Origin of the sequence: Bacillus sp. AR4-2 (genome assembly GCF_008274865.1) — a bacterium.
Classification (GTDB): domain Bacteria; phylum Bacillota; class Bacilli; order Bacillales; family Bacillaceae_G; genus Bacillus_A; species Bacillus_A cereus.
On the sequence record NZ_CP031062.1, the window covers coordinates 2,305,277 to 2,329,155 of the forward strand.

Below are 23,879 nucleotides of genomic sequence, written 5' to 3' on the forward strand. Positions count from 1 at the left end.
TACATAACAGTTAGGGATGCAATATGTGAAGTAAAAAGGCGGACTCTTATAATTATGAGTGGGCCTTTTGGTTTTATGGATATCAAATTAGTGAGCAACATTTCAAAGGGTATCTTGTGATATAACTAAGTAGAATTTTTTAAACAAGGGGATGATGAGATGAATAAATTGAAGGGGAAAATTGCATTGGTAACAGGGGCTAGTAGAGGGATAGGCCGAAGTATTGCCTTACATTTGGCACAGGCTGGTGCGTTAGTCGTTGTTCACTATAGTAAAAGAAAAGAAGAAGCAGAAAGTGTAGTGGATCAAATTAAACAAGATGGCGGTTCCGCGTTTGCGATTAGTGCAAACTTAAGTACTTTTAATGACATTAATAAATTGTATGCAATGATGGTCAATCTCTTCAAAAATATATAGGTGATACTACATTTGATATCCTTGTAAACAACGCTGGGATTGGGCAGGTGTTAACGTTAGAGGAATCTACGTTTTTTTAGTAGGCTCTTTCTAGCTAATGATAAGGTACCAGCAAATAAACTATTTTGTCTAATTGACAAATAGAAAGTTTACATAACGTTTTTCTGGTAAACAATTCTGAGTCAAATAGTGTGATCAATTAAGTTATTTAGTGCATCTTTCATCATAAATATCTAAAACTACATATTTATGAAATTTTCACACTATGTTTAGTCCTAAATCATACGATTTTAATACAAAATACTATAATTTGATTAATAATAGTAGTGAAAAAAATATTAAATATATCTAAGTTTTAAAGCTAATAGCTAATGTTAGAAGCTGGTGTACCGCATAATAGCACATATGCAAGTATTAAAGTCTAGAACTCATCTAGTAGCGTTATGTACAATAAGGAAATTATGGGAAATAGACAACAAAATGCTGAAATCCAAACAGTACCTGTAAAAGAGGGAGATTATATAGAATTTACTCATATAGAAGGGGAAGCAGCAAAGGAAAAAACACGCACGACTTTAACTAACCTTGAGAATGGAAAACAGGAATATATTGGAAATAGAGGAGCGTATCGGGCTACATCTACAGGATTAATTAGATAATAAACGTATAAAAAAGTTGGGGAAATCCCCAACTTTTTTATCATTTTAGTCAAGAAGGTTCCTTCTTCAAGGAATGCGAAGTGAGTAGGTAGAGATAAATTGGCTTCGAATAAGGGATGGCAGGAAGCTTTATCAATAAGTATGCAAATATTTTAAAAACTAATTTTTATACAAAAAGTGTATACTTACGACAGGAAAGTTTACCTTAACCAACAATTTTGTTTTTAGTAAATTTAAGATGCGTAATTAATATGCATTTTTCGAGGAAAATGTAGAATTATGTCAAATTATCTTCATTTACATGACCATGAACGTGGTATAAAAATGAAGCATATTCAAAATTATTAAAGGGGCTGAAAAAATGATTAAAAAACTTATTATTGGTTCTATTGTTTTAGGAACAGCAATAGGAGTAAGTAAACCTACATATGCTTCAATAAATGATTCTCCATCACAGTTTCAAGATAGGGGAGATGCCCAGGTTCAATCAATACCATCGCCATGGCAGTATTTAGGGCAAACTTCTAGGGAACTTCAAATTAAAACTAAGGATCCAAAAGTGCTTGCTTTTGAATTAGCAAAAGAAGCTCCATTTTACGAAGATGAATTAGTGGATGTTTGTTCTGCAATCTTAAGAGAAAATGTAGATGTAATATATTGGACAAGTAAGGAATGGGCTAGATTTGAAGTAGAAAATTACGAGTTTAAACATGAAATGAAAATTTATAGAGATAAAGAACGTCAGCAATTAATTACTTCACTAGAATCATAAGAAAATAGAGGCTATCTTTAATAAGATATGCATCCAAAAATGTAGACAGGAAAAGAAAGCACATAAAACTGTTTCGATATTGGAAAGTAAACTAAAAAAACAAGTATAATTACTTGTTTTTTTTAGTTGCAGTAATTATTTAGAAGGTTTAGCTTGTGTATGATCACCTACATTTATTGGATAATCATAATCCGCTCTACACCATGATTGGGACATAAAAGCTAGAAAGATATCAATCCATTTATTCTTAAATGGAATTAATATTCCTCCGTCATGGTATGTTTCGTTATATTTTGAAAAATCATTTCACAAACAATATGTAATCCTCTATGGCAACATTATTAAATTTGAACGATATTAACAGAACTTTGTTGATAATTAGCTAAAAAAGTATTGTACGATTAAATGTGTTATGTTACATTTACATTACGAATTTGTTACTTAATATTATAAATGTTTCGGTATTGTTTCTTTATATTTCTGAAACATTACAAAATCTATAGGTGTTTTATGTGTATAGGAGTGTGTGTAGTAAAGAGTCTGAGTTGAAAATACGTGCACACTTTAAATTTCCTTTCTGTCTGAATGAAGAAGACTACCAACTAATTAAAGGGTTTAAAGTAACAACTTTAAATAAAATGTGCTTCCTTTCCCACACAAAAATTAGTACATATTTAAAGTACAGCCTAGTTACTACACAGACTCTTGTACATATAAACATTAAGGTGAAATAAAGATATGGATTTATTACATAATAAGCATTACTTAGCTAAACGTAAAAATATTATCTGTGCATTTTTATGAAATGTTAAAATACCTAGATGATATTTTTTGAAGATTTCTTGGATATGTTTATGAATAACAATTTCTAATACTTAATGATTCTCTATTACTTAAATATCCAATAATTTATGTGATTGGATTTATAGGATGTATGTACATTCACTTATATAGGGAAAATGAGGTTTTTCATATGAAGTATAGTTACAAAGTGTTTATATTTATTTGGACAATTATTTTATTGTTTTTTCTACTTTATTATGGTTACAGTGAAATTTCCGAAACCGAGCAAGTGCCAGTCATAACAATCAAACAATAAAAATAAGAGATACTAAAAAAGCAAAATATAATAAAAATAGATACCCTAAAATGTTTAAGAACAGGAACAATTACATACATAAACAACCTTACGATTTCCATGCATACCCCGCGTCATTTGGGCAATAGGGGGAAAAGTATTATTATTTGGCGTGCGCAATCTTCCGTCACTAGTAGAAACGGAAATTTCCTTATCCCTGCTGAAGGAGGAAGATGTCTACCTGCCAGGGATCGGATCTATTCTGCATCTAGAAACATTGGAATTAAAATTGTAGAAAACAAATAGTGAAAAGGGAACATATCTTGTGTTTCCTTTTTTATTCTTGTAGATAAGTCTGGGGAGAAAAAGGGGATTTCTGCACGAAACATAGATCTTATTGATATACTAATTGTGCTTTACGTATAGCTGGGAGTGGATGTGATGGCATTTGCAATTGCTGCGAGATTCCGTCATTCTTTTCATGAAATTGAATTATTAGACATTCCAAATATATTGTTTCCGAGTCCTTGCGGATTTTCATATTTCCAAGGCCGTTGCTTCGCTATTCTTGTTAACTGTTTATCATGATGAACACCGCAGGACTCTTTGTAAAGGCGGAAATTGATTATAGGACCATATGTACAAGTTGAAGGGGAATGGTAAATTGTTCAAAATAATGGTTATAGAGTACAAATAAACATTAAGCAGTATAAAGACTTTCTTAGCGTCTTTGCCTCAAATTCTAACTTAATTGAAAAGAGCCTCCATTACTTTATTGGAGGCTCTTATTTTTCACTTCAGTACAGAAGGTGATATTTTTTCTAACCAGAGAATGCCATCATATTGTTCTGTCGGAATCATGATTTCTTCTTTTAATTTATTTCCCCAATAACTTGCTGCAGTAGGAGTAAACATCCATGAAGTTTCTGGTCGGTTACTTTCTCCTTTTAAGTTAACGAAAACATGGGGACTTCCTACCGGGCTGATGATTTTTTCAACGCTTGGTTCTTCATGTTCATTATGTACAGGAATAACATCTTCATTAACATCATCCCAACTGCTGCCACTATACGCAAATACACCAATTGTGTCCATTTGGTCTTTGATACGCTGTGGAAGATAATCCATCATATTTGGGCCAACATAATTGTATTGCTGCATCTTCGTAAAGTCTAATATCATTTTTGAAATATGTTTTATTTTTATTGTAATACCTATCCTGTTCAATCAACTCTGACACTGCTGTATCAAATTCACTCTTTACTTCAGGATTTACTTTTTGCAACCATTCTTTTGCATAAGAGCGGAATGAAGATTTATAAAACAAATTCATATCAAAACCAGCTAATGTGAGTGGCTTTCCTTTTTCTTTTTGTTCTTTCATATAGGTAAATAATTGTTCAAGTTCCTCAGTTTTCCATACAGAGTATAAGGATTGTTTCATCGCTTCTGTAGCGGTTGAGTTATCAAAATTTTGCTGAACAGCTGCTGCTTCCCAAAGCCCTGTTTCAAATGCAATCACATCATATTCCAGGTGTAACAGCTTGAGAGGAAGTGCTGGAAGACGGGATCCCTAAGAAAGCAAAAAAACTAGGTGTGAAATAATCAGTTATTTGTGATGGTGGATTCTCCTAGGTGGAGGGTTCGCCGTTTTTTATTATATGTTATGTTGTGGTTTTTATATAAAGCATATTGAAAAGATGGATTAAATCTTCTGGAATGATGTCTCCATAATTAATAACTTGTACAATAACCTTTCAATTATCACTAAATCCATTCATATCAACAAGTTGTCCCATATATCCCTTTGTAGCAATATCTTTTAAAGTACGCTAAAAATACCCTTTATTTTATCTTTATCTTATCTTTACCTTATCTTTAAATTTTTATATTAAACTTGAAACCTTAAAGTATTGATATATGAGTCTAAAAAGGGCGGGAGATAGATGTTCATTACATAGTTTGTATATAACCAATTACCTTTGAAAAATTGAATTTCTTATACGAGGAGGAATATATGAAGGATACAAGTAAAAAACAAATTATAAAAGTGTTCCTTATTAGTATTTTAGGCTTAGGAACAATACTTGGAATGCTATATTTTAATCATAAAACCAATATTCAACAAAATAAAGCGCAAGCCACCGAAAAACGTGTATTGCAATATGAGTCTACCTTAAAAAAAGAATTAGAAAAATATAATTTAGGAGAGAAAACACCAATTTTATTAGGAATTATGTATCAAGAGAGTAGAGGTGAGGGAAACGATCCTATGCAGTCATCTGAATCACTTGGATTAAAGCCAAATGAAATTCAAGAGACAAGCTTGAGCATTGAACAGGGGGTAAAGCACTTTGCTAAAATGTACAAATATGGAACGGACAAGGATGTTAGCATGGATACAATTATTCAAAGTTATAATATGGGCCCAGGGTATATTGATTTTATTGCTAGTCAAGAAGTTAAACAACACTCGGAGGATTCGGCCAAAAAATTTTCTAAGATGAAAGTTGATCAAAATCCAGCGATGTATACTTGTGGTGGAAATAAAAATAATTTTAGGTATCCATATTGTTATGGTGATTTCACATATGCCACAAAGGTAAATGAAAAAACAAAACTTATTGAAGAACTTCTTCGAAATGTACATAGCTTTTCTAAATAAGTTGCAGAATGAAATATAATGATACCATCAGTTATTAACAATAATATCTAAGAAAAAACTACTTTCTGTCTTAATTAACATAATTTTCAAAAACAAATCCCGTGGATGTTAATATTTGTTATATAATATATTTGTCAAAGCATTATCCCTAAAGTTTCTAAAGTCAAGCTGTAAGATAGTTTGTTTGGCCCGTATTTTCACCTTAAAAGTGGAGTTTAAATATAGTTGCAATTTTTTGAGGGGGGAAAAGTAAATGTTTATAAAAACAGAAAGATTATTAATACGAAAATTTGAGTTCAAAGATTGGCAAGCTGTTCATGAGTATACATCAGATATCAATGTTATGAAATACATACCTGAAGGGGTTTTTACTGAAGAAAATACAAGAAACTTTGTGAATGAAAACATTGGTGAAAACGCTAAAAACTTTCCTGTAGTATTAATTGATAAAGATATTCTGATTGGTCATATAGTTTTTCATAAATATTTTGGTGAGCATACATATGAGATTGGCTGGGTGTTCAATCCTAAATATTTCAATAAAGGATATGCTTCTGAAGCAGCACAAGCTACATTGAAATATGGCTTTAAGGAAATGAAATTACATAGGATTATAGCTACATGTCAGCCACAAAATACCCCATCATATCGAGTAATGGAGAAGATTGGAATGAGAAGAGAAGGCTATTTCAGGAAGTGTATACCACATGGGAATGAATGGTGGGATGAATATTATTACGCTATTTTAGAAGAAGAGTAGTGCCTTGGAACGCATCATTTAAATTGACACTCCTATTCCTAAATAGGTAAGTTGACTATCTTTATTGGAGATTCTTGCTACTAAAGGCGAAGTTTATTTCCGGTATCGCTGACGTGCAAAACTTTGTATAATCTGATCTTATCTCTAAATCACAACTGTTACCCCATCACCATCAAGTTAAAGTTTCATTTTATTTTGCTAACTTGAGGGTGATGTGACGTAACCTTAATTATTTAAAAATTTTAAAAAGGCCCCTTAGCCATGTTAAAGGGACCTTGATCACGCAAATGATCTGTAAGCCAATTCATTTTTGATATACAGATCATTTGTATGATAATTTTTATAAATAATTGCTAAATAGTGAATTTACATAAATGCTTTTAGAAGTTCTTGAATTAATGGGATTGCTCCACCTATAAATTTTAAAACTGCCATTGCGATTTCCATATTATTCTCTCCTCTTTTTCGTATTAAAATGTAATAAATCTTTATAACCTTATTATAGTAAGCGCTTACAATAATAACAATACATTTCCGTATGCAATATTGCATATTTATACATTAGATCTCTATTATTCATTTTTTAATGGTACTATAGCGAGGTGAGAGTCTTTAAGGGTTCTCTTTAATAGGAGGAAATATGGAAAGAGTGCAAGCGATTTACAGTAATCAAAAATTTAAGAGTTGGGTTAAACAGGTATTAGCTGTAGGAGGAGTAATAGGGTGCTGTTATTTGGTGTTATATGTTTTCTGTTTCTTAGTTATCATGTAAATAGTATACAACTAAACTAGTAGAGTCTTGCCTAGAGAGGTAAGGCTCTTTATTGTAGTACCTGGAGATGAGCAAACTACATACAATATCTCTCAGGTTTTTCAGATCACTTTGTAGGATTCCTTGTTTAGAACACTAATTCATATCATTGAAAACAGAATTCTATGGATAAAAAATATGTTTTTACTAGATACATACTAAAAAGATAAGCATAAATTATATTAGATTTTGGCAAAATCTTTTTGAATTGGAAAAGGATTTAAATCTTACTTATAGATTTGATTCCTTTTTATATACCATAATCCTTATATTGATACGTAAATATAATACAGTAATAATAAATTAAAAGCAAGAATTTTAGTAGCGGTACGTTCACACATCCATCAACTTAAGATTTTCAAACAAAAAATTCTTTTTTTAATTGATTAATAGTAAACGAGAAAGATTGGCAAATTAACAACTAAAGAGATTTCTTCAGGTAAAATCTATCAAAAGGTCCTTTACAAAATTTATACATAAGTCAATTATAAAATCATGTAAATATTATGTATTTTTGTAAAAGAAATTCATTGACACTTGTGTATATAAGTAACTATACTCGTTACATCAAATTGAATGCGTGATAATACGATTTTATTATTATTACAAACATGTAAATATAAAAATAGAAAATCTCAATTTGATAAATACAATGGTAGAGGTGTTTATTTTAATGAAGCACAAATTAATTGCAACAGGTATCCTTGCAGGAGCTATATTATCCTATTCTTCTAATATTTTAGCAGATACTCATAAATTCCCTGATGTTCCTACATGGGCTGATAAATCAGTTAACTATTTAGTTGATAAACAGGTATTAAATGGTTATCCAGATGGAACTTTTGGTTCAAATGACTCTTTAGACAGAGCTTCGGCTACAAAAATTATGACAAAAGTTTTAGGTATAAAAATTGATCCTAATGCAAAACCATCTTTTACAGATTCACAAAACCACTGGGCTACTCCTTATATTGCTGCTGCTGAAAAAGCTGGTATTGTTAAAGGTGAAGGGAATGGAATCTTTAATCCATCCGGAAAAGTAACTCGTGCTGCTATGGCTACCATGCTAGTAAATGCATATAAACTACAAAGCACAGCAAATCATAACGAGCAGGTTAGATTTGAAGATTTAAAAGGGCATTGGGGAGAAAAACATGCCAATATTTTAATAGATTTAAAAATTTCTAATGGTACCGAGAACGGTTGGCAACCAAATAGATTTATAACACGTGCTGAAGCTGCTCAACTTACTGCAAAAACAGATATGTTACAACAAAATTTAAACGATGAAAAAGAGGTTATTACTGCTACCTCATATGAAGATTTAAATTTAACAGTGGCTTCGAAAATTACAGCTCAAGAGATTGATAGTTTTATTGCAAAATATCATTCAGATAGTCCCTTAGTTGGACATGGACAAGATTTTATCAATGCGCAAAATCAATATGGCGTGAGTGCTCATTATTTAGCAGCGCATGCGATTTTAGAATCTGGATACGGAAAATCAGAAATCGCATATCAAAAACATAATTTATTCGGTCTACGTGCATATGATGGAGATCCGTTTAAATATGCGAAATATTTACCAAGCTACGGCGATAGTATTGCTTATAATGCTAATTATGTACGAGAAAGATATTTAGAAGAAAGTGGTATGTATTATAACGGGTCAACATTAACTGGCATGAACGTGAAATATGCATCAGATAAAGGCTGGGCTAAGAAAATTGCGGGTATTATGGAACGTATTAAACCGTTTCGTGTAGAAGACTATACATATGCAAAAAAATTACCAAAGAATCCTGAAACATTAGATGTCGACGCGTTATCTAATGAAATTCCATATAAAATGTATGCAGACGGTTCAAGCTCAAATGTTGTATCATCAGCTACTTACTATCAGGTACCTTATCCATTTAATTTAAAAATTAAAAGTAGACCAGATGTAGCTGTCGAGGAGAATAAAGTTGGTACAGTAACTCCTGGAACAACCATCTTTATTTATCGTGAAGATCCGAATGGATGGGTAGAATTCTCTTTTGAAGCTAATGGAGAAAAATATTGGACATTAAAAAATAAATTAAGTATGTAATTAAAAAGATCTATTTCACTAGTTTTAAAAGTATGGGATTGTACAATTGATTCTCTAGATTGGAAATACAATAAATTACCCGTTGATGTAGCAGCTGCAAAGATTATTCAAAATGTCTTAGCAGGTGCGACATCCGCATACTTTTTTTGGAAAATGTTGCGCAAAGTAGGTTCATTTTCAGCACTATCTCCTGGTTTACCGTAATCTTCAAGGATGTAATATTCCTTATCTTAAATGTATATATTGAATATATGAATATATTGTGTTATGATGTGAATTAGAAACTCGCGTGTTTCAAATACAACATTTTTATCTTATTGATGACCTCTTATCTTTCCGTAAGAGGTCCTTTTTTATCCCTCCGTATTGCATAGCCGCTAAAATACTATGAAAAGATACTAGAGACTACTACAATGTGATATTCTCTAGTATTTTTTCTTTATCCATATTATCTATTGTTGGGTAATCGATGAATTATTAATTTTTGTATAATTTTCACAAAATAACTTTGAACCATTATTTATTTCAATATAAAATAATAAAGGAGTATATATGAATAGGTATGTCCTTTTTATGTGATGATAATGCGGATTGAAGCGTAATACTGAAACGGTAAATGAGAAGAATCAGGGCCGAAACAGATAGTAAGGAAAGTAAAACAGTAACAGCAGACAATACTTATAATGAAAACGTTCATAATGGACTGTCTATGGATGGAGAAAAAATACGAAAAGATAAAAGGGGCAAATGAATATGAACAGAGCCTTTAAAGGTACCGTATTAGCAGGGATAAGTGTGGGTTTCTTGCCAGCTGGTTGTACAAGAGAAACATATGTCCTAACGCAGTCCAGAATATAAGCAAGTAGATTAAGTATTCTAAGCAGATAAATGAAGACTATAGCGATGAAGAAATTGAAAGACAACTAAGAGGTATAGCATCCTGACTTTCTAAATAACATGAGTGTTTCTATAGAATGAATCCTTAGGAGGGCTATTGTGGAACCTTTAATCAATGCTATTTTATACTTTGTATTTTTATTTGGAGCACTGTTTCTTATACTGGGTACTGCATTGGTTTTATTAATCGCGGCTGCATTACCAGTAATCTGGAAGAAGAATCTATCATTCCTAATGATTAGCTTAGGTATAAATATACTTGTCATTCCATTGTCTTTTTTTATTGGCGGGATGGCAACAGATTCCCCTGGTAGTACGATACACGATTTTTGGGAAGTATTTTTGTTTATTCAGATATTTCCGTTTCCCCTAGTACTGCTATCTTTAGTTTGGTGGCTTGTGCGTCGAAAAAAAGCAAAAGTTCATGTGTAGCGTTTTTAATGCAAATAAGCTGTCCGTTTGGGCAGCTTATTATATTTATTACTAAGCGTGATTATTTCCAAAATGAATGCAATACCACTATACAGTTAAATTGAAGGTGAACCATATTGAAATCTTATCAAACTTTAGCCCACTTGTATGCATTAGGACTAGGCTGCGGACTTTGGAATAGAGAGGAGGTTATTTCATGGTGCGATAGTTTGATTGAAGCAAATGATCACCCGCCATATGAAATTATGGAGATATCTTTAATGTCTAAAGCAAAGCTGATATATATAGAATCGGCTTTACTGTCATATAGCCGCATAGTTGATGAAAACCCCTCGGTAAACATCCTTCTTTCAGTCTTAAATGAAAAGTTAGTAGCTCAGAAATGGAATATTAAACAAGCTATTACTTGCTCTACTCGATTACTAGTAAATAGAGGCCTGTATTGGGAAGAAGAATATTTTGATTTATACAGCCTTAATGATAGCTATGACTTAGCACAGGAAGGTATCCATTTTAATGAAAAAGATGTGATTTCTGCTTATATCGATACATTAGGTGTTTTTCGCGTCCATTTTAACGAGTTTGAAGATCTCTATTTACAAGTCATGAAACAGAAGTGGCAAGGGTAGAAGGCAGGAAAAAGAATCATTGAATCGTAAGAGTTACTTCCTGTATTTATCACCAAATTTATCTAGCCAAGACAAATCTGTCTTCGTGTTGATGAATTTTTGTCTCTTAATAACTTAATGCTATCGTTTTTAATTTTTCCGACAGCAAGCAAAGTTAGCATGTTTAATGCATAATGAGACGCCTGTAAATGAGCATTACTATTTAAATTTTTACCAGAGAGTAATTTAGTTAATTAGTAGAAAAAGGAAGGGGCCTATTTGGCTCCTTCCTTTTTCTCATACATACATAACGCTTGTTGACAACTTATGAAATAATAGCATTCATCGCTATTAAAATATAACATTAAAAGCAATTAATTAGATATGTAATTTTGCATATATTGTACTATTTCATGAATAGGAACAAAACTATTTATCTCTTTCTGTATGGAGACAAATAGATTTAGGTTTACTTAAGGTAAGAAGACCTGATCATTGATTACTGGTTAAACCATATTTCTACGTATTTGAAAAAAATATTTTACTGGATTGCATGTTAAAGAGAGTGAGGACTTTATGAAATGTAGGGTGTTCCTTGATTTCTTACTCGTGATTTTACTAGGAGGATGCATTGGAAAAGAAGTTACGTTATATACAATTTCAAAAGGGGATATTAGTCAGTGTATCCAAAGATGCGCTCCGCTTCCTGTTTCCTATCTTACTAAATTACCATTCCAAGCAAATTCCTTCTCTTTCAAACAATTCATCCATTGAATAAAGATAATTTGGCCATACGTATCGGAGGACATGAAACCTTTTCAATAAGATTTGGAATATATTTCAATATAATTCCGATACTATAACAGATCGAAAATTTCTCTATTGGAGGTATATAATGGCATATCCATTTCGTAACTTAGTATTTGAAGGTGGCGGGGTAAAGGGAAGCGCTTATATAGGTGCCATCCGTGCACTAAATGAAGAAGGGATTTTACCAGAAATACAACGATTTGGGGGTACTTCAGCAGGAGCGATTACTGCATTACTTTTAGGTCTTTCTATTCCATTCGCAGATCTTGTAAAAATCCACAAAGACATGAATTTCAAAGCGTTTAAAGATGATGATTTTTCGATTGTACAAGATAACATTCGTTTATTTTTTGATGGTTTTGGTATCTATAAAGGGGATTTCTTCACTGAGTGGGTAGGAAAGATTGTTGAAAAGTGGACAGGGAGTAAGGACACAACTTTTCAGCAGTTGTATGACAAAACAGGAAAAGACGTGTTTTTCCAAGGAACGAACGTTTCTACACACGAGCTTCGTACGTTTTCTCGCGAAACGACACCTGATGTCCCGTTAGTAGTTGCTGTGCGGATTTCGATGTCCATCCCATTCTTTTTTAAATCTGTGGAATGGGATAAAGATTATTATGTAGACGGAGGTGTACTCGATAACTACCCAATTCGTTTATTTGATCGGAAAAGTTTTGTGAATAAGGAAGAACACTTCACGACCACAGATACGATTGACGAGGTTAATAAATTGATAAGCAATATGGAGGATCATTCTACACTAAGTAGCTTACACACGAAATACAATGCATCTTTCTTTGATCCTACAGATGAAATTGTCTACAACAAAGAAACACTAGGTTTCCGTTTAGAATCCCAGGCCGAGGTTGCCATGTTAAAACATATCGCAACTTCAACAGAACATCATATTGGCCATTCTCTTATTCATTTTGCATGGAATTTGTCTCAAACGATGATCAAAGGTCATGAGAGTGGAAAAACAACCAAAGAAGATGCTGCCCGCACTGTATTTATCAATACATTCTTTACGCCGTCATTTAATTTCGATATCACAGAAGAAGAAAAGAAAACACTCATGAATTCAGGCTATACTTCTACTAAAGACTATCTACATCAGTTTAATACGTCTGAAGTAAAAATGTTTAATCGACCATAAAGCCGAGTGTAATGCACTTGGCTTTTTTTAATCGTCCTGTAAATTTTTTTAGTAGCTAATAAAAATTCAAATAGACTATGCATAGAACAAGAGAGAGGAGATAACAGAAAGTAATAAATATAAGTTTTGATGACCTCTTATTTTGTAAAACTAGGGTGTAGAAAGGGTGAAACAGGTGGAGGAAAAACGAATTATGATTTATAAAATTTTTCGGCTAACACAGTACAAAAGAGAATCCTAAAACCGTGGATGGGAATGTATCAAAAATGAATAGAGTAAAAAGACGGATTTCTTGTGAAAGTAGGGATTTACTTTTTCTTTCTACTGATAATAAAGCGTTATGTAGACTGGAAATGTATAAGGTATTCATTGCTATTCCTTCAAAATGCTAATGTTACATCATATTAAAATAACCTCTAATTTAAGTATTGAAATTCTCTAAATCTCGATGTATTATATTCTTGTATTTTCTCACTTTGCAAATCCGAGAAAACATCATCACTTCTGAAAGAACCTGAACTCCAGCGGGTTCTTTGGATTTACTTGAACTTATTTTTGAATCATTGTATTATATTTTCGAGTCTTACTTATATAAATCATTATCAGGAGAATCTGCAAATTTGCAGGTTCTTTTTTTATTTTATTGAAAGTAAACTTTTAGCCAGTCGTTTATTTTCATATTATTGGTTTTTATACGTGTTTGGTAAAAAATCAATGAGTTGCAAAAACATCTCTATTTTTATTCCATAACTTTCTAAATTTTGTTCGCGATAGTTTGATATTGTAAAAAAAGAAAATATGTGGCACGATATCACTTTGTTTTTTATACAGCTTTGTAATTAAACTATAATATTGTATTTTTTCTTCATTATTGAAATTAGTAATAATAAAATGTATTATTGAAAAGCACAATTTATAATTCAAGTAATCAAGCATATGTACCCATAATAATTCGAACATTCAGAAATTATAATATTGTCTAAAAATGAGGTGAGATTCATAGAAACAGTACATATTAAGTGGTATGGCATGTATAGTATAAATGACTTTTATAATAGGGAAGAAGCTTCTAAGAAGGGGCTATTTGCAATCTCTAGAGTATATGCTAAGAATGTAACATTGCTCTATATAGGACAAACCAAAAGAAGCTTTATACAAAGGATAAGAGAACTTAATAAAGAGTGGACTTTTGAGGAGAGCGAATTAAAGATTACATTAGGAATAATAGAATTTCCTAGTGGTGAAATTTACTCTGAAAAGAAGGTGAAAGAGATAAAATCTCTTTTGATTTTACGACATACCCCATTAGAAAACGAAACATCTTTATTATACTATAGAGGGAAATTTAATTTAAAAATTATAAATAAGGGAAGAAGAGGCTTAATTGTTAAAAAGCTTTCTACAGGAGATCTAATGTGGACGTAATTGGAATCACCTTTGAATAAAATTGAAGGTTTCTTAAGTGCAGAAGCTTATCAATTTTTAATGTATTAAACTATTTTGAATAACATATGTCAGATGCTTGAAAAAACACAAATTTTATTATGATATGAAATCCTGTATGGAAAGTGTAGTTTATTTCTATTGTTTAATAAAAATATTAAGAATTTTAGGGATAATACATAAAGAGTAGAGGAGAAAGTAAACACGGAGGTTTGAAGAATGGGACAAGTAAGCAGATTTCAGGAAAAACAACAGAATCGTCGTCAAAAGGCAATTTTTAATATTGCATTTACTTTGGTATTAGTGACAGTTGGTATAGTGACATACCAATTGTTTACCCCTTCTAATACATCAACGAAAGCAATTGCTCAAGAAAAGAAAGTAACAAAGATAGAAGAGAAGAAAACTGAAGATAAAGAAACAGCAAAGATAGAAGAGAAGAAAACTGAAGATAAAGAGACAGCAAAGATAGAAGAGAAGAAAACCGAAGATAAAGAAACAGCAAAGATAGAAGAGAAGAAAACTGAAGATAAAGAAATAGCAAAGATAGAAGAAAAGAAAAGCGAAGATAAAGAAGCAGCACAGTTAGAAGGGAAACAAAAAGTAGAAAAATTGGTAAAAACGAACGGAAATGAAAATAAAGAGGAAGAAAAAACGGTATCTCAAGAAAAGGATCTTCAAACTAATCCTTCATGGAAGCCAATTGGTACAGAGCAAGGAGCAAAACCTGAAATGAAATTTAAAGAAGGAACAGTAGATTGGAGTGAGATGAAAAAAGCAATCTCTTATGCTGTTGATGTTCCAGAGAGCCAATTGATTTTCGATTTTATTGGAAATAATGGTAATAATAAAGCCTACGGTAATGTACGAGATAAGCAAAGTAATAAAAAATATAAGGTTAATATTGATTGGATAGAGAATCAGGGGTGGAAACCAGCATCTGTACAAGTGGTAAAATAAATAATAGAAATGTAATTATGTATTTAAAAGTTTACTTTTGTAAAAACTCAAAAAAGAGTCCGTATTAATCGGGACTCTTTTTATTATGTTGACAGCAATAATTACTTGGACTCATTTGTTAGATGCTGATGCGGACAAACTTGGAAGTCTATTAAAAAAATAATCTATGCGTCTACTGTATGTAGGTAAATAAACCTCACGTTCAAAAACAAAAGGTAACTCAATTATCAAACTCATATAAAGTTTCAATCTTGTCTAAATACCCATTAGGATATGCAACTGATTATCCATTTTTCTTTACATAATCTCCAGATACAGTCCATATCAACTATAGATTCTTGTCTTATGCTAAATGTAATCAAAAAGCAAGTAGATAAAGATAATGACTAAAACATTAACTCTAGATACTTTTTTGATGAATATTACAAATAAACAGGAGGTAATGAAAAATGATTAAAACATTATTAGCAGGGACAATTTTAAGTACAGGATTATTAGCGGAGGTGCAGGAGGTGCAGAAGATGTAAAAACAGATGAAAAATTACATGTTGTTGCAGATAAAAGCGGAAATATTACACATAAAGAAATTAATAAAAATGAAATTCCAAAAGATGCAGAACCAGCAACTCCTAAAGAAGATGTAAAATAAAATAATTAAATTCAGAAATCTAATAAAAAAGGACTGGGCATAGATTGCCCGGTTCTTTTTTATTTTGTGGGTGTTTTTGCCCATCGCCTCGAAAAGGGGGAATAAGAAAAACATAGCATGAAAAATCCTGATAAATAAGGGTTTTGAGTTGCTTTTGAAATGTATATTTCAAAACATATACAATTGCATTGACACGTTTTAAATATTATTAAGTTTTATTTTTGAAATGAAAAAAGCTCGATTTTCAGTTATGTCATAAAGTGTACCTTTATAAACATCGACTTTTCAGTGCCAAATAGTCCATATTTAGCAGAAAAATAGCCTTAGCGTGCACCTAACACCTTAAAATGCGTCCAAATTGTGTCTAAACGTACATTATCAATAGTCAACAATGCATAAAATTTTCGTCTTTTTTATTACATGAGGCTTTTCATGTTTATAAACCAAAAGATTGGATATATGATTCAAATGGTGGAGAGTCTATTCACGAATATCCGATAAATAAAGAGAATTACGCGCTAATGGGATTAGAATTTAAGCTATTAGATAAAGCAATGATTGATAAGAACACAGAAAATGTTAATCAGGCATTATATGATTGGACAATTGTACGTAACTATCGCTATAAAAAATGGCCACAATTGATTGGAGAAACAAAAGCTGAAGCAATAGAGGGTTCAGCACGATATCTAGAGTATCGTTATAGTAACTTAACTGGTGGGAATCTTATAGTACTTGCAAAGAAAGAGAAGCCATATCAGGTTATTTTTATGGAGGCGTTCAACTTTATTGCTAATGGACAGGCAGAATCTCCATTGTTATTTGGAACGTATCCTTTATGTTAAGATTTGAATAAGAAGTTCGTTTTTTCTGATAATTAATATTTATAAAAATTGTATAATTAATATGCGTAAGTGATTTTAAATTTCATTAATGTATTCCTTTTCATCTGAATGAATTATTTATTGCAACAGGTTTCCCGTCCAAAATAAGATGTTCAAACAAAGGACAATATAAGTATCTTTATAATGATTTTTCAATATAATCAATGTGTTTATGAAAGGAACTCTGTGTTATTTTTGCTTTTTTACTAACTAATACAGCTTCAAACAAAGGACACAATTGCTACATACTAAGTGTAATTTATTACCCATTCAAAATTCTGTCTATTCAATCTTTCTAAAAATAAAAAAAGATTAAACTCATAAATATACAAGTTATAATGAGGGCGTCGAGACACAATTTATTACCTCTAGAGAAAATATCAAATCTCGTTTAGGGTTTAAAAATTCTTAAAGACCTTGCCAGTAATTTTCTAAAATTGGACATACTGACATGATTACTATACGGAGGGGAGTGGATTAGAAGGGAAGTTTATTCAACTCAATAAAGAAAGCGCTATCAAATGAAACTTGTTTTGAATCGATCATTCTAATAACTTAGATTCAACTACAGCTAAAAATAATGAATTATGGGGGTGCTTATATGAACATGAATGTAGCATCTATTAAAGAAAAAAAGATTGTTAAATACAAAAGTTGTTTTGATGTGATTGGGCCCATAATGATAGGCCCTTCAAGTTCACATACTGCAGGTGCTTTGGCTATTGGAACAGTTGCTAATAAATTATTTCAAGGTCTTCCCAAAAAAGTTGTGGTAAAGTATTATGAATCATTTGCTGAAACCCATAAAGGTCACGGAACTGATTTTGCAATTATTGCTGGTATATTAGGCTTTGCTGCTGATGACAGCAAAGTGCCAGATGCTATTAAAATAGCAGAGTCTAAGGGAATTGACATTACCTTTATTGAAAAATTGGGTAATAGTCCTGCTGGTCATCCAAATACGGCAGATGTATATGTAGAGGATGAAAGTCGAAGTATTAGAGTGATGGGTATTTCGGTCGGTGGTGGGTTGATTGAAGTCAAACATGTTGAAATTGATGGATTTAGCTTAGATCTGCAGGGGCCATTGCCAGTTGTTATTGCGATTTCGGAAAGAGCTGACTTTGAATTTGTTTTACGCAGGATCTTTAAACAATATGATGTGGAAATTAACAGCTTTCATAGTTTGGAAGATAAAACAAAATATTTGTATGCATTCGCTTTGGATTCGATATTGCCTGGTAATGTTCAGAAGGAATTAGGAGATTTAAGCAATATTGCTAACCTTATTATTCTTTAGTTACATTAAGGAGTGAAAAATATGTATATGTCTATAAAAGAGATTGTGGATGCAGCTAATAAAAGCAAAAAGCCAATTTATAAATTAGCAATCGAACAGGAAATCAAACAAACTAAAACTTCTTATGAAGAAGTTTGGAGTAAAATGGAAAGAAATTTAGCGACTATGCAACATGCAATAAATAAAAGTATCGAAGGCGACGGTGTATTTTCTCCAACCGGTTTAACCGGAGGGGATGCTGTAAAAATTAAAAACTATCGAGAAAATAGGAAAACTCTTTCTGGAGATTTGATGGTGTTAGGGATTCAAAGTGCTATCGGTGTTAATGAAGTAAATGCTGCATTAGGAGCTATTTGTGCGACTCCAACAGCGGGTGCGAGTGGGACGATTCCGGGAGTCTTATTTAGTATTAAAGATACATTGCAGTTAAGTCATGAAGATATGATTCATTTTCTATTCACTTCAGCGTTATTTGGAACGATAGTCGCAAACAACGCTTGTATTTCAGGGGCGTACGGAGGATGTCAAGCTGAAGTAGGAAGTGCCTCAGCGATGGCGGCTGCAGCTGCTGTAGAAGCTGCGAGTGGAACGCCACAGCAATCTTCTGAAGCTTTTTCGACCGCATTACAAAATTTACTCGGTTTAGTTTGTGATCCGGTCGCTGGTTTGGTAGAAATTCCTTGTGTAAAGAGAAACGCCATTGGAGCGACAAATGCTTTAGCAGCAGCAGACATCGCATTAGCCGGCGTAAACAATATCATCAATGCTGACGAAGTTATTGAAGCAATGTATAGGGTTGGAAGACAGATGCCCCGTGAGTTAAGAGAGACAGGTTTAGGCGGAATTGCGGCTACACCTACAGGGATTGCCATTAAAAATAAAATCTTTGGGGAGAAACAATCAAATCAATAAACAGCTATCGAGTATATTGTGAAATGTTTAACAATATGTACTCTATAGTTCGCCTAAGGATGTCTGTATGTTGGGGGAATTATCAATAAAATATACTACTATATAATTAAAATATTTTGTAAGTGGTAAAAAAACCTTCAGGTTGATGCTTCGCTAACTTTTTGATTTTGATTAATTTAGAAGAGGGATATTCGTTGAGGTGCACTATATAAGCAATTCATTTTTCAAGAACGGTCTATATTCCTATACCTTAAATAGAGAATTGAGAATAGGACATAAGGAGGAATTATTATATGAATGGGAATACTGCAAAAAACATAGAATTTCAAGCTGATAATACTGCAGTACAAAATGAGAATTATCTAGACCATAAAAAGTGGCATAAACAGGATACTACCTGGGCATTGAGCCTTTTTGGAACAGCAATTGGAGCAGGGGTACTTTTTTTACCGATTAATGCAGGTTCAGGTGGTTTATTATCATTGCTGTTAATTACCATACTTGCCTATCCTGTTATGTATTATTCACATAGAGCGCTCGCTAAAATGATTTACGCTTCGAACTCTGCCGATGAGGGGATTACAGGTACTATAAGAGAGTATTTTGGAAATAAGGCAAGTATCATTTTTAACATTGTATATTTTGTCTCCATTTATACGATCGTGCTGATGTACTCGGTCGCACTTACAAATACCGCTAGTAGTTTTATCGTGCATCAATTGCACATGCCGGAGCCTCCAAGGGCCATTTTATCGCTTGTCTTAGTACTCGGTCTTATCGGTATACTAAATTTTGGTCAAGATATAACTGTAAAGATCATGAGCATGCTAGTGTATCCTTTTATAGCTTCTCTACTTTTTATCGCAATATCTTTGATTCCACAGTGGAATACGTCAATGCTTAGTTTTTCAAGTGTTTCTACTGCCTCAACAGGAACAGGATATTTAGGAATTATATGGATGATACTTCCAATTATCGTATTTTCGTTTAATCATTCGCCTATGATTTCATCATTTGTTGTGAAGCAGAGAGCTAGTTATGGAATAGACGCTACTGATGCCAAGTGTGCTCAAATACAAAAAGTTTGTTATATCATGACATTCGCTGTTGTTATGTTCTTTGTTTGGAGCAGTACTTTAAGTTTGACTCCAGATGATCTTAAGGTGGCAAAAGAACAGAACTTGTCAATCCTATCATACCTTGCTAATGAGCTTAATTCGCCAGTAATCACTATTGCAGCTCCTATGATTGCATTTGTGGCTATTACAAAGTCTTTCCTTGGCCATTATATAGGAGCGTATGAGGTAATGCGTGACATGATTATCAAGTCCGGTAAAAAACGTGGGAAAGATATAGGAGAAAAAACAGTTAAGACAATGATTCTTACTTTTGTTGTATTAACATGTTGGTATGTTGCTTATACAAATCCGAGTATTCTTGGAATCATTGATGCCCTTAGCGGTCCGCTAGTTGCTGCTATCTTATGTCTATTACCAATGTATGCAATTCGTAAAGTGCCTGTACTAGCTAAATATAGAGGTAAGATGAGCAATGTATTTGTCATTATAATAGGTATACTTACTGTACTAGCAAGTATTAAGTCACTATTCTAATCCACTATTGTTAGTATTGATGCAAAAATCGTGGGATATGAAAAAAGAAAGATTCTTGTCGGAACTGAATTTTATAGTGTTGAACCAAAGGGGGCACGGTTTTGGACAAACTTTTCATCTTGGAGAGTTTGTCTTTTTTTGATTATGTGCATAACTTTTTTACTAGCTATATGAAGTTCTTTGATAACTTGATATAGGAGGTGGTGGGGAGAAAATAGAGTGCGAAAACCGTACCATTCGGTTCCTGCGTAAAATATCAATCGTACCAAGAGAACGTCCAAGCGTTGGACCTTTAGGAGGGTACACCCCGAAGTTACGCTCAAAGTGTTGAAAGGCTACCTTTGTCACTCAATAGTTTTTATATTTCTATTCATTACCAATGTCACATAATACAAGAAAGATAACCATGAAACAGATATCAAAAAGATAGAAAATGATTATTTTGCTATTTTCTTGCTGTTTAATAAATTAAAAGACACCTTAAATTAAGGTGTCTTTTTAATTACACATAAAACGAAGGGTTAGATTAGCCAAACGCTATAAAATCTAGGGGAGTATTAATTAAATAATATATAGTTATCGAGTCAATAGAATATACTTCTTGAAAAATTCGATATTTATTATTTTTAAGAATTATACATTTTTTTATATTTTAAAAATAAATATCGTATATTCTAGATTATTATTATACAATATATCAATTGAATTATATATAAGAATGGAGAGTTTTAATTGAAATTATTAAGAAACAGTAGGGTTGGTACAAAACTAAACATATTAATAGCTATATCAAGTATCGCTTGTATAGTATTATCCCTAATAGGTTTTTCGGGACTAGAAAAAGGAAAGAATGCTTCCTCTAATATGTATGAGGACAGCTTATTGCCAATTGAATGGATAGGAAATGTAGAATCTAACTTTTATCATGTTAATATGAATTTTATGGAAATAATGGTGTCCAAAGATGAAAAAAGAATGAACGATTTAATAAAAGAAATGGATGGAATTCGAAAGGAAAACGATCAGTTATTAAAGCAGTTTGAAACTAAAGTTATTTCTAATAAAGAAAAAGAACTATATAGCAAATTTCATGAAGCGTTTAATGAATTAAGAACTCTGATGAAAAAAGCACAAGAATTAGGGAAATCTAATAATGAGGAAGCGTATGCCTATTATCTAAAAGAAATTGAACCTAATATGCAAAAAACAATTCAGTCAATTCGTGAACTAATTATATATAACAGCAACAATGCAAACCAGTTACAGAAAGTTAATAATAATAGTGCTCAAAATACAATGATAATGTTTGTGGTTATATCAATTTTAGCAATTGTCATAGTTATATTTATTGGATATATTATTAAATTTACTATACGAAAACCGCTTATTTTATTACAAAATGATATGGAAAAAGTAGCTGCAGGTGATTTAACAATACGTACGTCTTATAAAGCAAATAATGAGTTAGGAATTATTGTACAGTCTTTCAATAGTATGTTAGATAACCTACAACAATTAATTGCGAATGTTAAGGTGACAACACAAGAGGTGATTTCTTCTACGGAGGGGGTTTTACAAGACACAAAGCGAGCATCTAATATTTCAAATGAGGTTGTTCAGACCATTTCTGAAGTAAAAGAAAAAATAGCAGGACAGGTAACTAGCATTCAAGAGAGTTCATCCTCAATGGAAGAAATAACAATTGGTGTGCAAACAGTAGCTGAATCTTCAGCAGTAGTTGCTGAAGTAGCAGTAACAACCACAGAACAAATACATACCGGTAGTGAAGTGATAAAGCACTCTATTATTCAAATGAATAGTGTTCATGATGTTGTCGAGGAAACATCAAAAGTAATAGATAGACTTGTTACACGTACACAACAGATTGATACAGCCCTGGATGCAATCACTAATATTGCTGAGCAAACGAATCTTCTTGCTCTAAATGCTGCTATTGAAGCGGCACGTGCTGGAGAGAATGGGAAAGGATTTGCAGTGGTTGCAGCAGAAGTGAGAGATTTAGCTGAAAAGTCTAAAGAGTCCGCAAATGAAATTAACCATTTAATTAAATCTATTCAACAAGATACTCAAGATACAGTTCAAGTCATGCAAAAAGGAGAACAAAAGGCAGCAGAAGGAAAAGAAGCGGCCCACAAAGCGGATCAAACATTCTCATCTATTATGAGAGATATTGATAAAATTACAAGTCAAATTCAAGAAGTTTCTGCAGCAACAGAAGAGATGTCTGCCGGCACAGAAGAAGTAAATGCGTCTCTTTCACTAGTATCTGATACTGCAACACAAGTAGAAAGAGAAACAATTCAAACAGTACAATCAATTCAATCACAAGCAGTTTCAATCAAAGAAATTTCAATTCAATCCAACAGGATGAAAGAAAAGGTAGAAGCATTAACTGAATTGCTTTCAAGATTTATTATTACGGAACAAGAAAAAAATTAATAAATGTGGATACAGTAACAATAATATATTCTTATTTTTATCAAAGTGAAAATTTTTGTAGAATAGATGGGATGGAAGGGAATTAAATGAATAATGAACTAAAGTATAATATTTACGAATTACAACAATTCATTCAAAAAATTATTCTGATATTAAAACAGCATGTGATATTGCTATTTATCAAGAAAATAATTCTAAATATCTAATTTCATTAGGATTTTTAAATAAATCATATATAACTTATTTAGAAGCTAAAAGATTTTATCGTGAAAATGAAGAACTTGCAAGTGTAGAATTTGATAATTTCTTTGATGCGTATGATAAATTAGAACACGAATTAAAACAAGTTATTTCAAGAGAAGATAAAAATCCTTCATTACTACATAGTAGACTTAGTCAGTTTCAGCAGAAAGTTGAAAATATAAATGACCTAATAAAAGTAATACAAAATGCTCGTTAATGAATGTTTTTTGCTTTGGTATATAGAAAGTAAACATT

The 23,879-nt window shown here is 32.1% G+C and carries 16 protein-coding genes and 7 pseudogenes; 19 read left to right on the top strand and 4 right to left on the bottom strand.

From position 1 onward, the window contains the following. Positions 1–159: 159 nt before the first annotated feature. From DN399_RS28365 to DN399_RS11870, 3 genes and pseudogenes are all read left to right on the top strand, one after another. Positions 160–488, top strand: a pseudogene (locus DN399_RS28365) (SDR family NAD(P)-dependent oxidoreductase); the annotation flags it as partial. 297 nt (positions 489–785) lie between these two features. Further along, positions 786–1,076: pseudogene (locus DN399_RS11865) on the top strand (putative mucin/carbohydrate-binding domain-containing protein); the annotation flags it as partial. A gap of 361 nt (positions 1,077–1,437) precedes the next feature. Next, complete coding sequence (locus DN399_RS11870) at positions 1,438–1,848, top strand: hypothetical protein (RefSeq protein ID WP_049107779.1); 411 nt, start codon at positions 1,438–1,440, stop codon at positions 1,846–1,848. A gap of 135 nt (positions 1,849–1,983) precedes the next feature. On the opposite strand, the gene DN399_RS11875 is transcribed toward DN399_RS11870, so the two are convergent. After that, positions 1,984–2,112 carry a hypothetical protein gene (locus DN399_RS11875; RefSeq protein WP_149150115.1) on the bottom strand — a complete coding sequence of 43 codons (129 nt, stop codon included), beginning with the start codon at positions 2,110–2,112 and terminating at the stop codon, positions 1,984–1,986. A gap of 1,255 nt (positions 2,113–3,367) precedes the next feature. Here DN399_RS11875 and DN399_RS28065 point away from each other — a divergent pair. Continuing rightward, complete coding sequence (locus DN399_RS28065) at positions 3,368–3,514, top strand: hypothetical protein (protein WP_006929300.1); 147 nt, start codon at positions 3,368–3,370, stop codon at positions 3,512–3,514. A 204-nt stretch (positions 3,515–3,718) separates the two neighbouring features. Here DN399_RS28065 and DN399_RS28735 read toward each other — a convergent pair. Further along, positions 3,719–4,475 (bottom strand): annotated as a pseudogene (locus tag DN399_RS28735) (erythromycin esterase family protein); the annotation flags it as partial. A 468-nt stretch (positions 4,476–4,943) separates the two neighbouring features. Between DN399_RS28735 and DN399_RS11890 the strand changes: the two are divergent. Then, entirely contained in the window at positions 4,944–5,591 is a 648-nt protein-coding gene (locus tag DN399_RS11890; RefSeq protein ID WP_000655733.1) for a lysozyme family protein, read from the top strand. Positions 5,592–5,844: 253 nt separating this feature from the next. Further along, positions 5,845–6,351, top strand: coding sequence for a GNAT family N-acetyltransferase (locus DN399_RS11895; RefSeq protein WP_000470146.1), 507 nt, complete (start codon positions 5,845–5,847; stop codon positions 6,349–6,351). Positions 6,352–6,717: 366 nt separating this feature from the next. Here the strand turns inward: DN399_RS11895 and DN399_RS11900 are convergent, their stop codons facing one another. Then, on the bottom strand, positions 6,718–6,903 hold the full coding sequence (locus DN399_RS11900; RefSeq protein ID WP_001987408.1) for a hypothetical protein: 186 nt from the start codon (positions 6,901–6,903) through the stop codon (positions 6,718–6,720). A gap of 932 nt (positions 6,904–7,835) precedes the next feature. Here DN399_RS11900 and DN399_RS11905 point away from each other — a divergent pair. Then, positions 7,836–9,254 carry an S-layer homology domain-containing protein gene (locus tag DN399_RS11905; protein WP_000680975.1) on the top strand — a complete coding sequence of 473 codons (1,419 nt, stop codon included), beginning with the start codon at positions 7,836–7,838 and terminating at the stop codon, positions 9,252–9,254. 24 nt (positions 9,255–9,278) lie between these two features. Beyond that, positions 9,279–9,392 (top strand): annotated as a pseudogene (locus tag DN399_RS11910) (polysaccharide deacetylase); the annotation flags it as partial. On the opposite strand, the pseudogene DN399_RS28740 reads toward DN399_RS11910, so the two are convergent. Further along, positions 9,380–9,472 (bottom strand): annotated as a pseudogene (locus DN399_RS28740) (peptidase M56); the annotation flags it as partial. The pseudogenes DN399_RS11910 and DN399_RS28740 sit on opposite strands and share 13 nt — an antisense overlap. Positions 9,473–10,250: 778 nt before the next feature. On the opposite strand from DN399_RS28740, the gene DN399_RS11920 reads away from it, so the two are divergent. The 11 genes and pseudogenes from DN399_RS11920 to DN399_RS11985 all read left to right on the top strand — a co-directional run bounded on the left by DN399_RS11920 (position 10,251) and on the right by DN399_RS11985 (position 23,841). Beyond that, positions 10,251–10,583: a hypothetical protein gene (locus DN399_RS11920; RefSeq protein ID WP_006920377.1), complete on the top strand. Its 333-nt coding sequence runs from the start codon at positions 10,251–10,253 to the stop codon at positions 10,581–10,583. Positions 10,584–10,699: 116 nt separating this feature from the next. Then, on the top strand, positions 10,700–11,212 hold the full coding sequence (locus DN399_RS11925) for a protein kinase (protein WP_149149593.1): 513 nt from the start codon (positions 10,700–10,702) through the stop codon (positions 11,210–11,212). 874 nt (positions 11,213–12,086) lie between these two features. Further along, a complete protein-coding gene (locus DN399_RS11940; protein ID WP_000331135.1) occupies positions 12,087–13,160 on the top strand; it encodes a patatin-like phospholipase family protein in 1,074 nt (357 codons plus the stop codon). Positions 13,161–14,150: 990 nt separating this feature from the next. Beyond that, the gene (locus tag DN399_RS11945; RefSeq protein ID WP_025709602.1) at positions 14,151–14,585 is read left to right on the top strand and encodes a hypothetical protein; all 435 of its coding nucleotides are present in this window, start codon (positions 14,151–14,153) and stop codon (positions 14,583–14,585) included. A gap of 237 nt (positions 14,586–14,822) precedes the next feature. Continuing rightward, a complete protein-coding gene (locus DN399_RS11950; protein ID WP_149149595.1) occupies positions 14,823–15,563 on the top strand; it encodes a YrrS family protein in 741 nt (246 codons plus the stop codon). Between the two features lie 1,050 nt (positions 15,564–16,613). Further along, a pseudogene (locus DN399_RS11955) lies at positions 16,614–17,027 on the top strand (hypothetical protein); the annotation flags it as partial. 670 nt (positions 17,028–17,697) lie between these two features. Further along, positions 17,698–18,396 (top strand): L-serine ammonia-lyase, iron-sulfur-dependent subunit beta, encoded by a 699-nt coding sequence (sdaAB, locus tag DN399_RS11960; protein ID WP_149149596.1) that lies wholly within the window; start codon positions 17,698–17,700, stop codon positions 18,394–18,396. A gap of 21 nt (positions 18,397–18,417) precedes the next feature. Beyond that, positions 18,418–19,308 carry an L-serine ammonia-lyase, iron-sulfur-dependent, subunit alpha gene (gene sdaAA / locus DN399_RS11965; protein WP_149149597.1) on the top strand — a complete coding sequence of 297 codons (891 nt, stop codon included), beginning with the start codon at positions 18,418–18,420 and terminating at the stop codon, positions 19,306–19,308. 293 nt (positions 19,309–19,601) lie between these two features. Continuing rightward, positions 19,602–20,921: an aromatic amino acid transport family protein gene (locus DN399_RS11970; RefSeq protein WP_149149598.1), complete on the top strand. Its 1,320-nt coding sequence runs from the start codon at positions 19,602–19,604 to the stop codon at positions 20,919–20,921. Between the two features lie 732 nt (positions 20,922–21,653). Next, positions 21,654–23,381, top strand: coding sequence for a methyl-accepting chemotaxis protein (locus DN399_RS11980; protein ID WP_149149600.1), 1,728 nt, complete (start codon positions 21,654–21,656; stop codon positions 23,379–23,381). 86 nt (positions 23,382–23,467) lie between these two features. Next, positions 23,468–23,841, top strand: a pseudogene (locus tag DN399_RS11985) (hypothetical protein). The last annotated feature ends 38 nt before the right edge of the window (positions 23,842–23,879 follow it).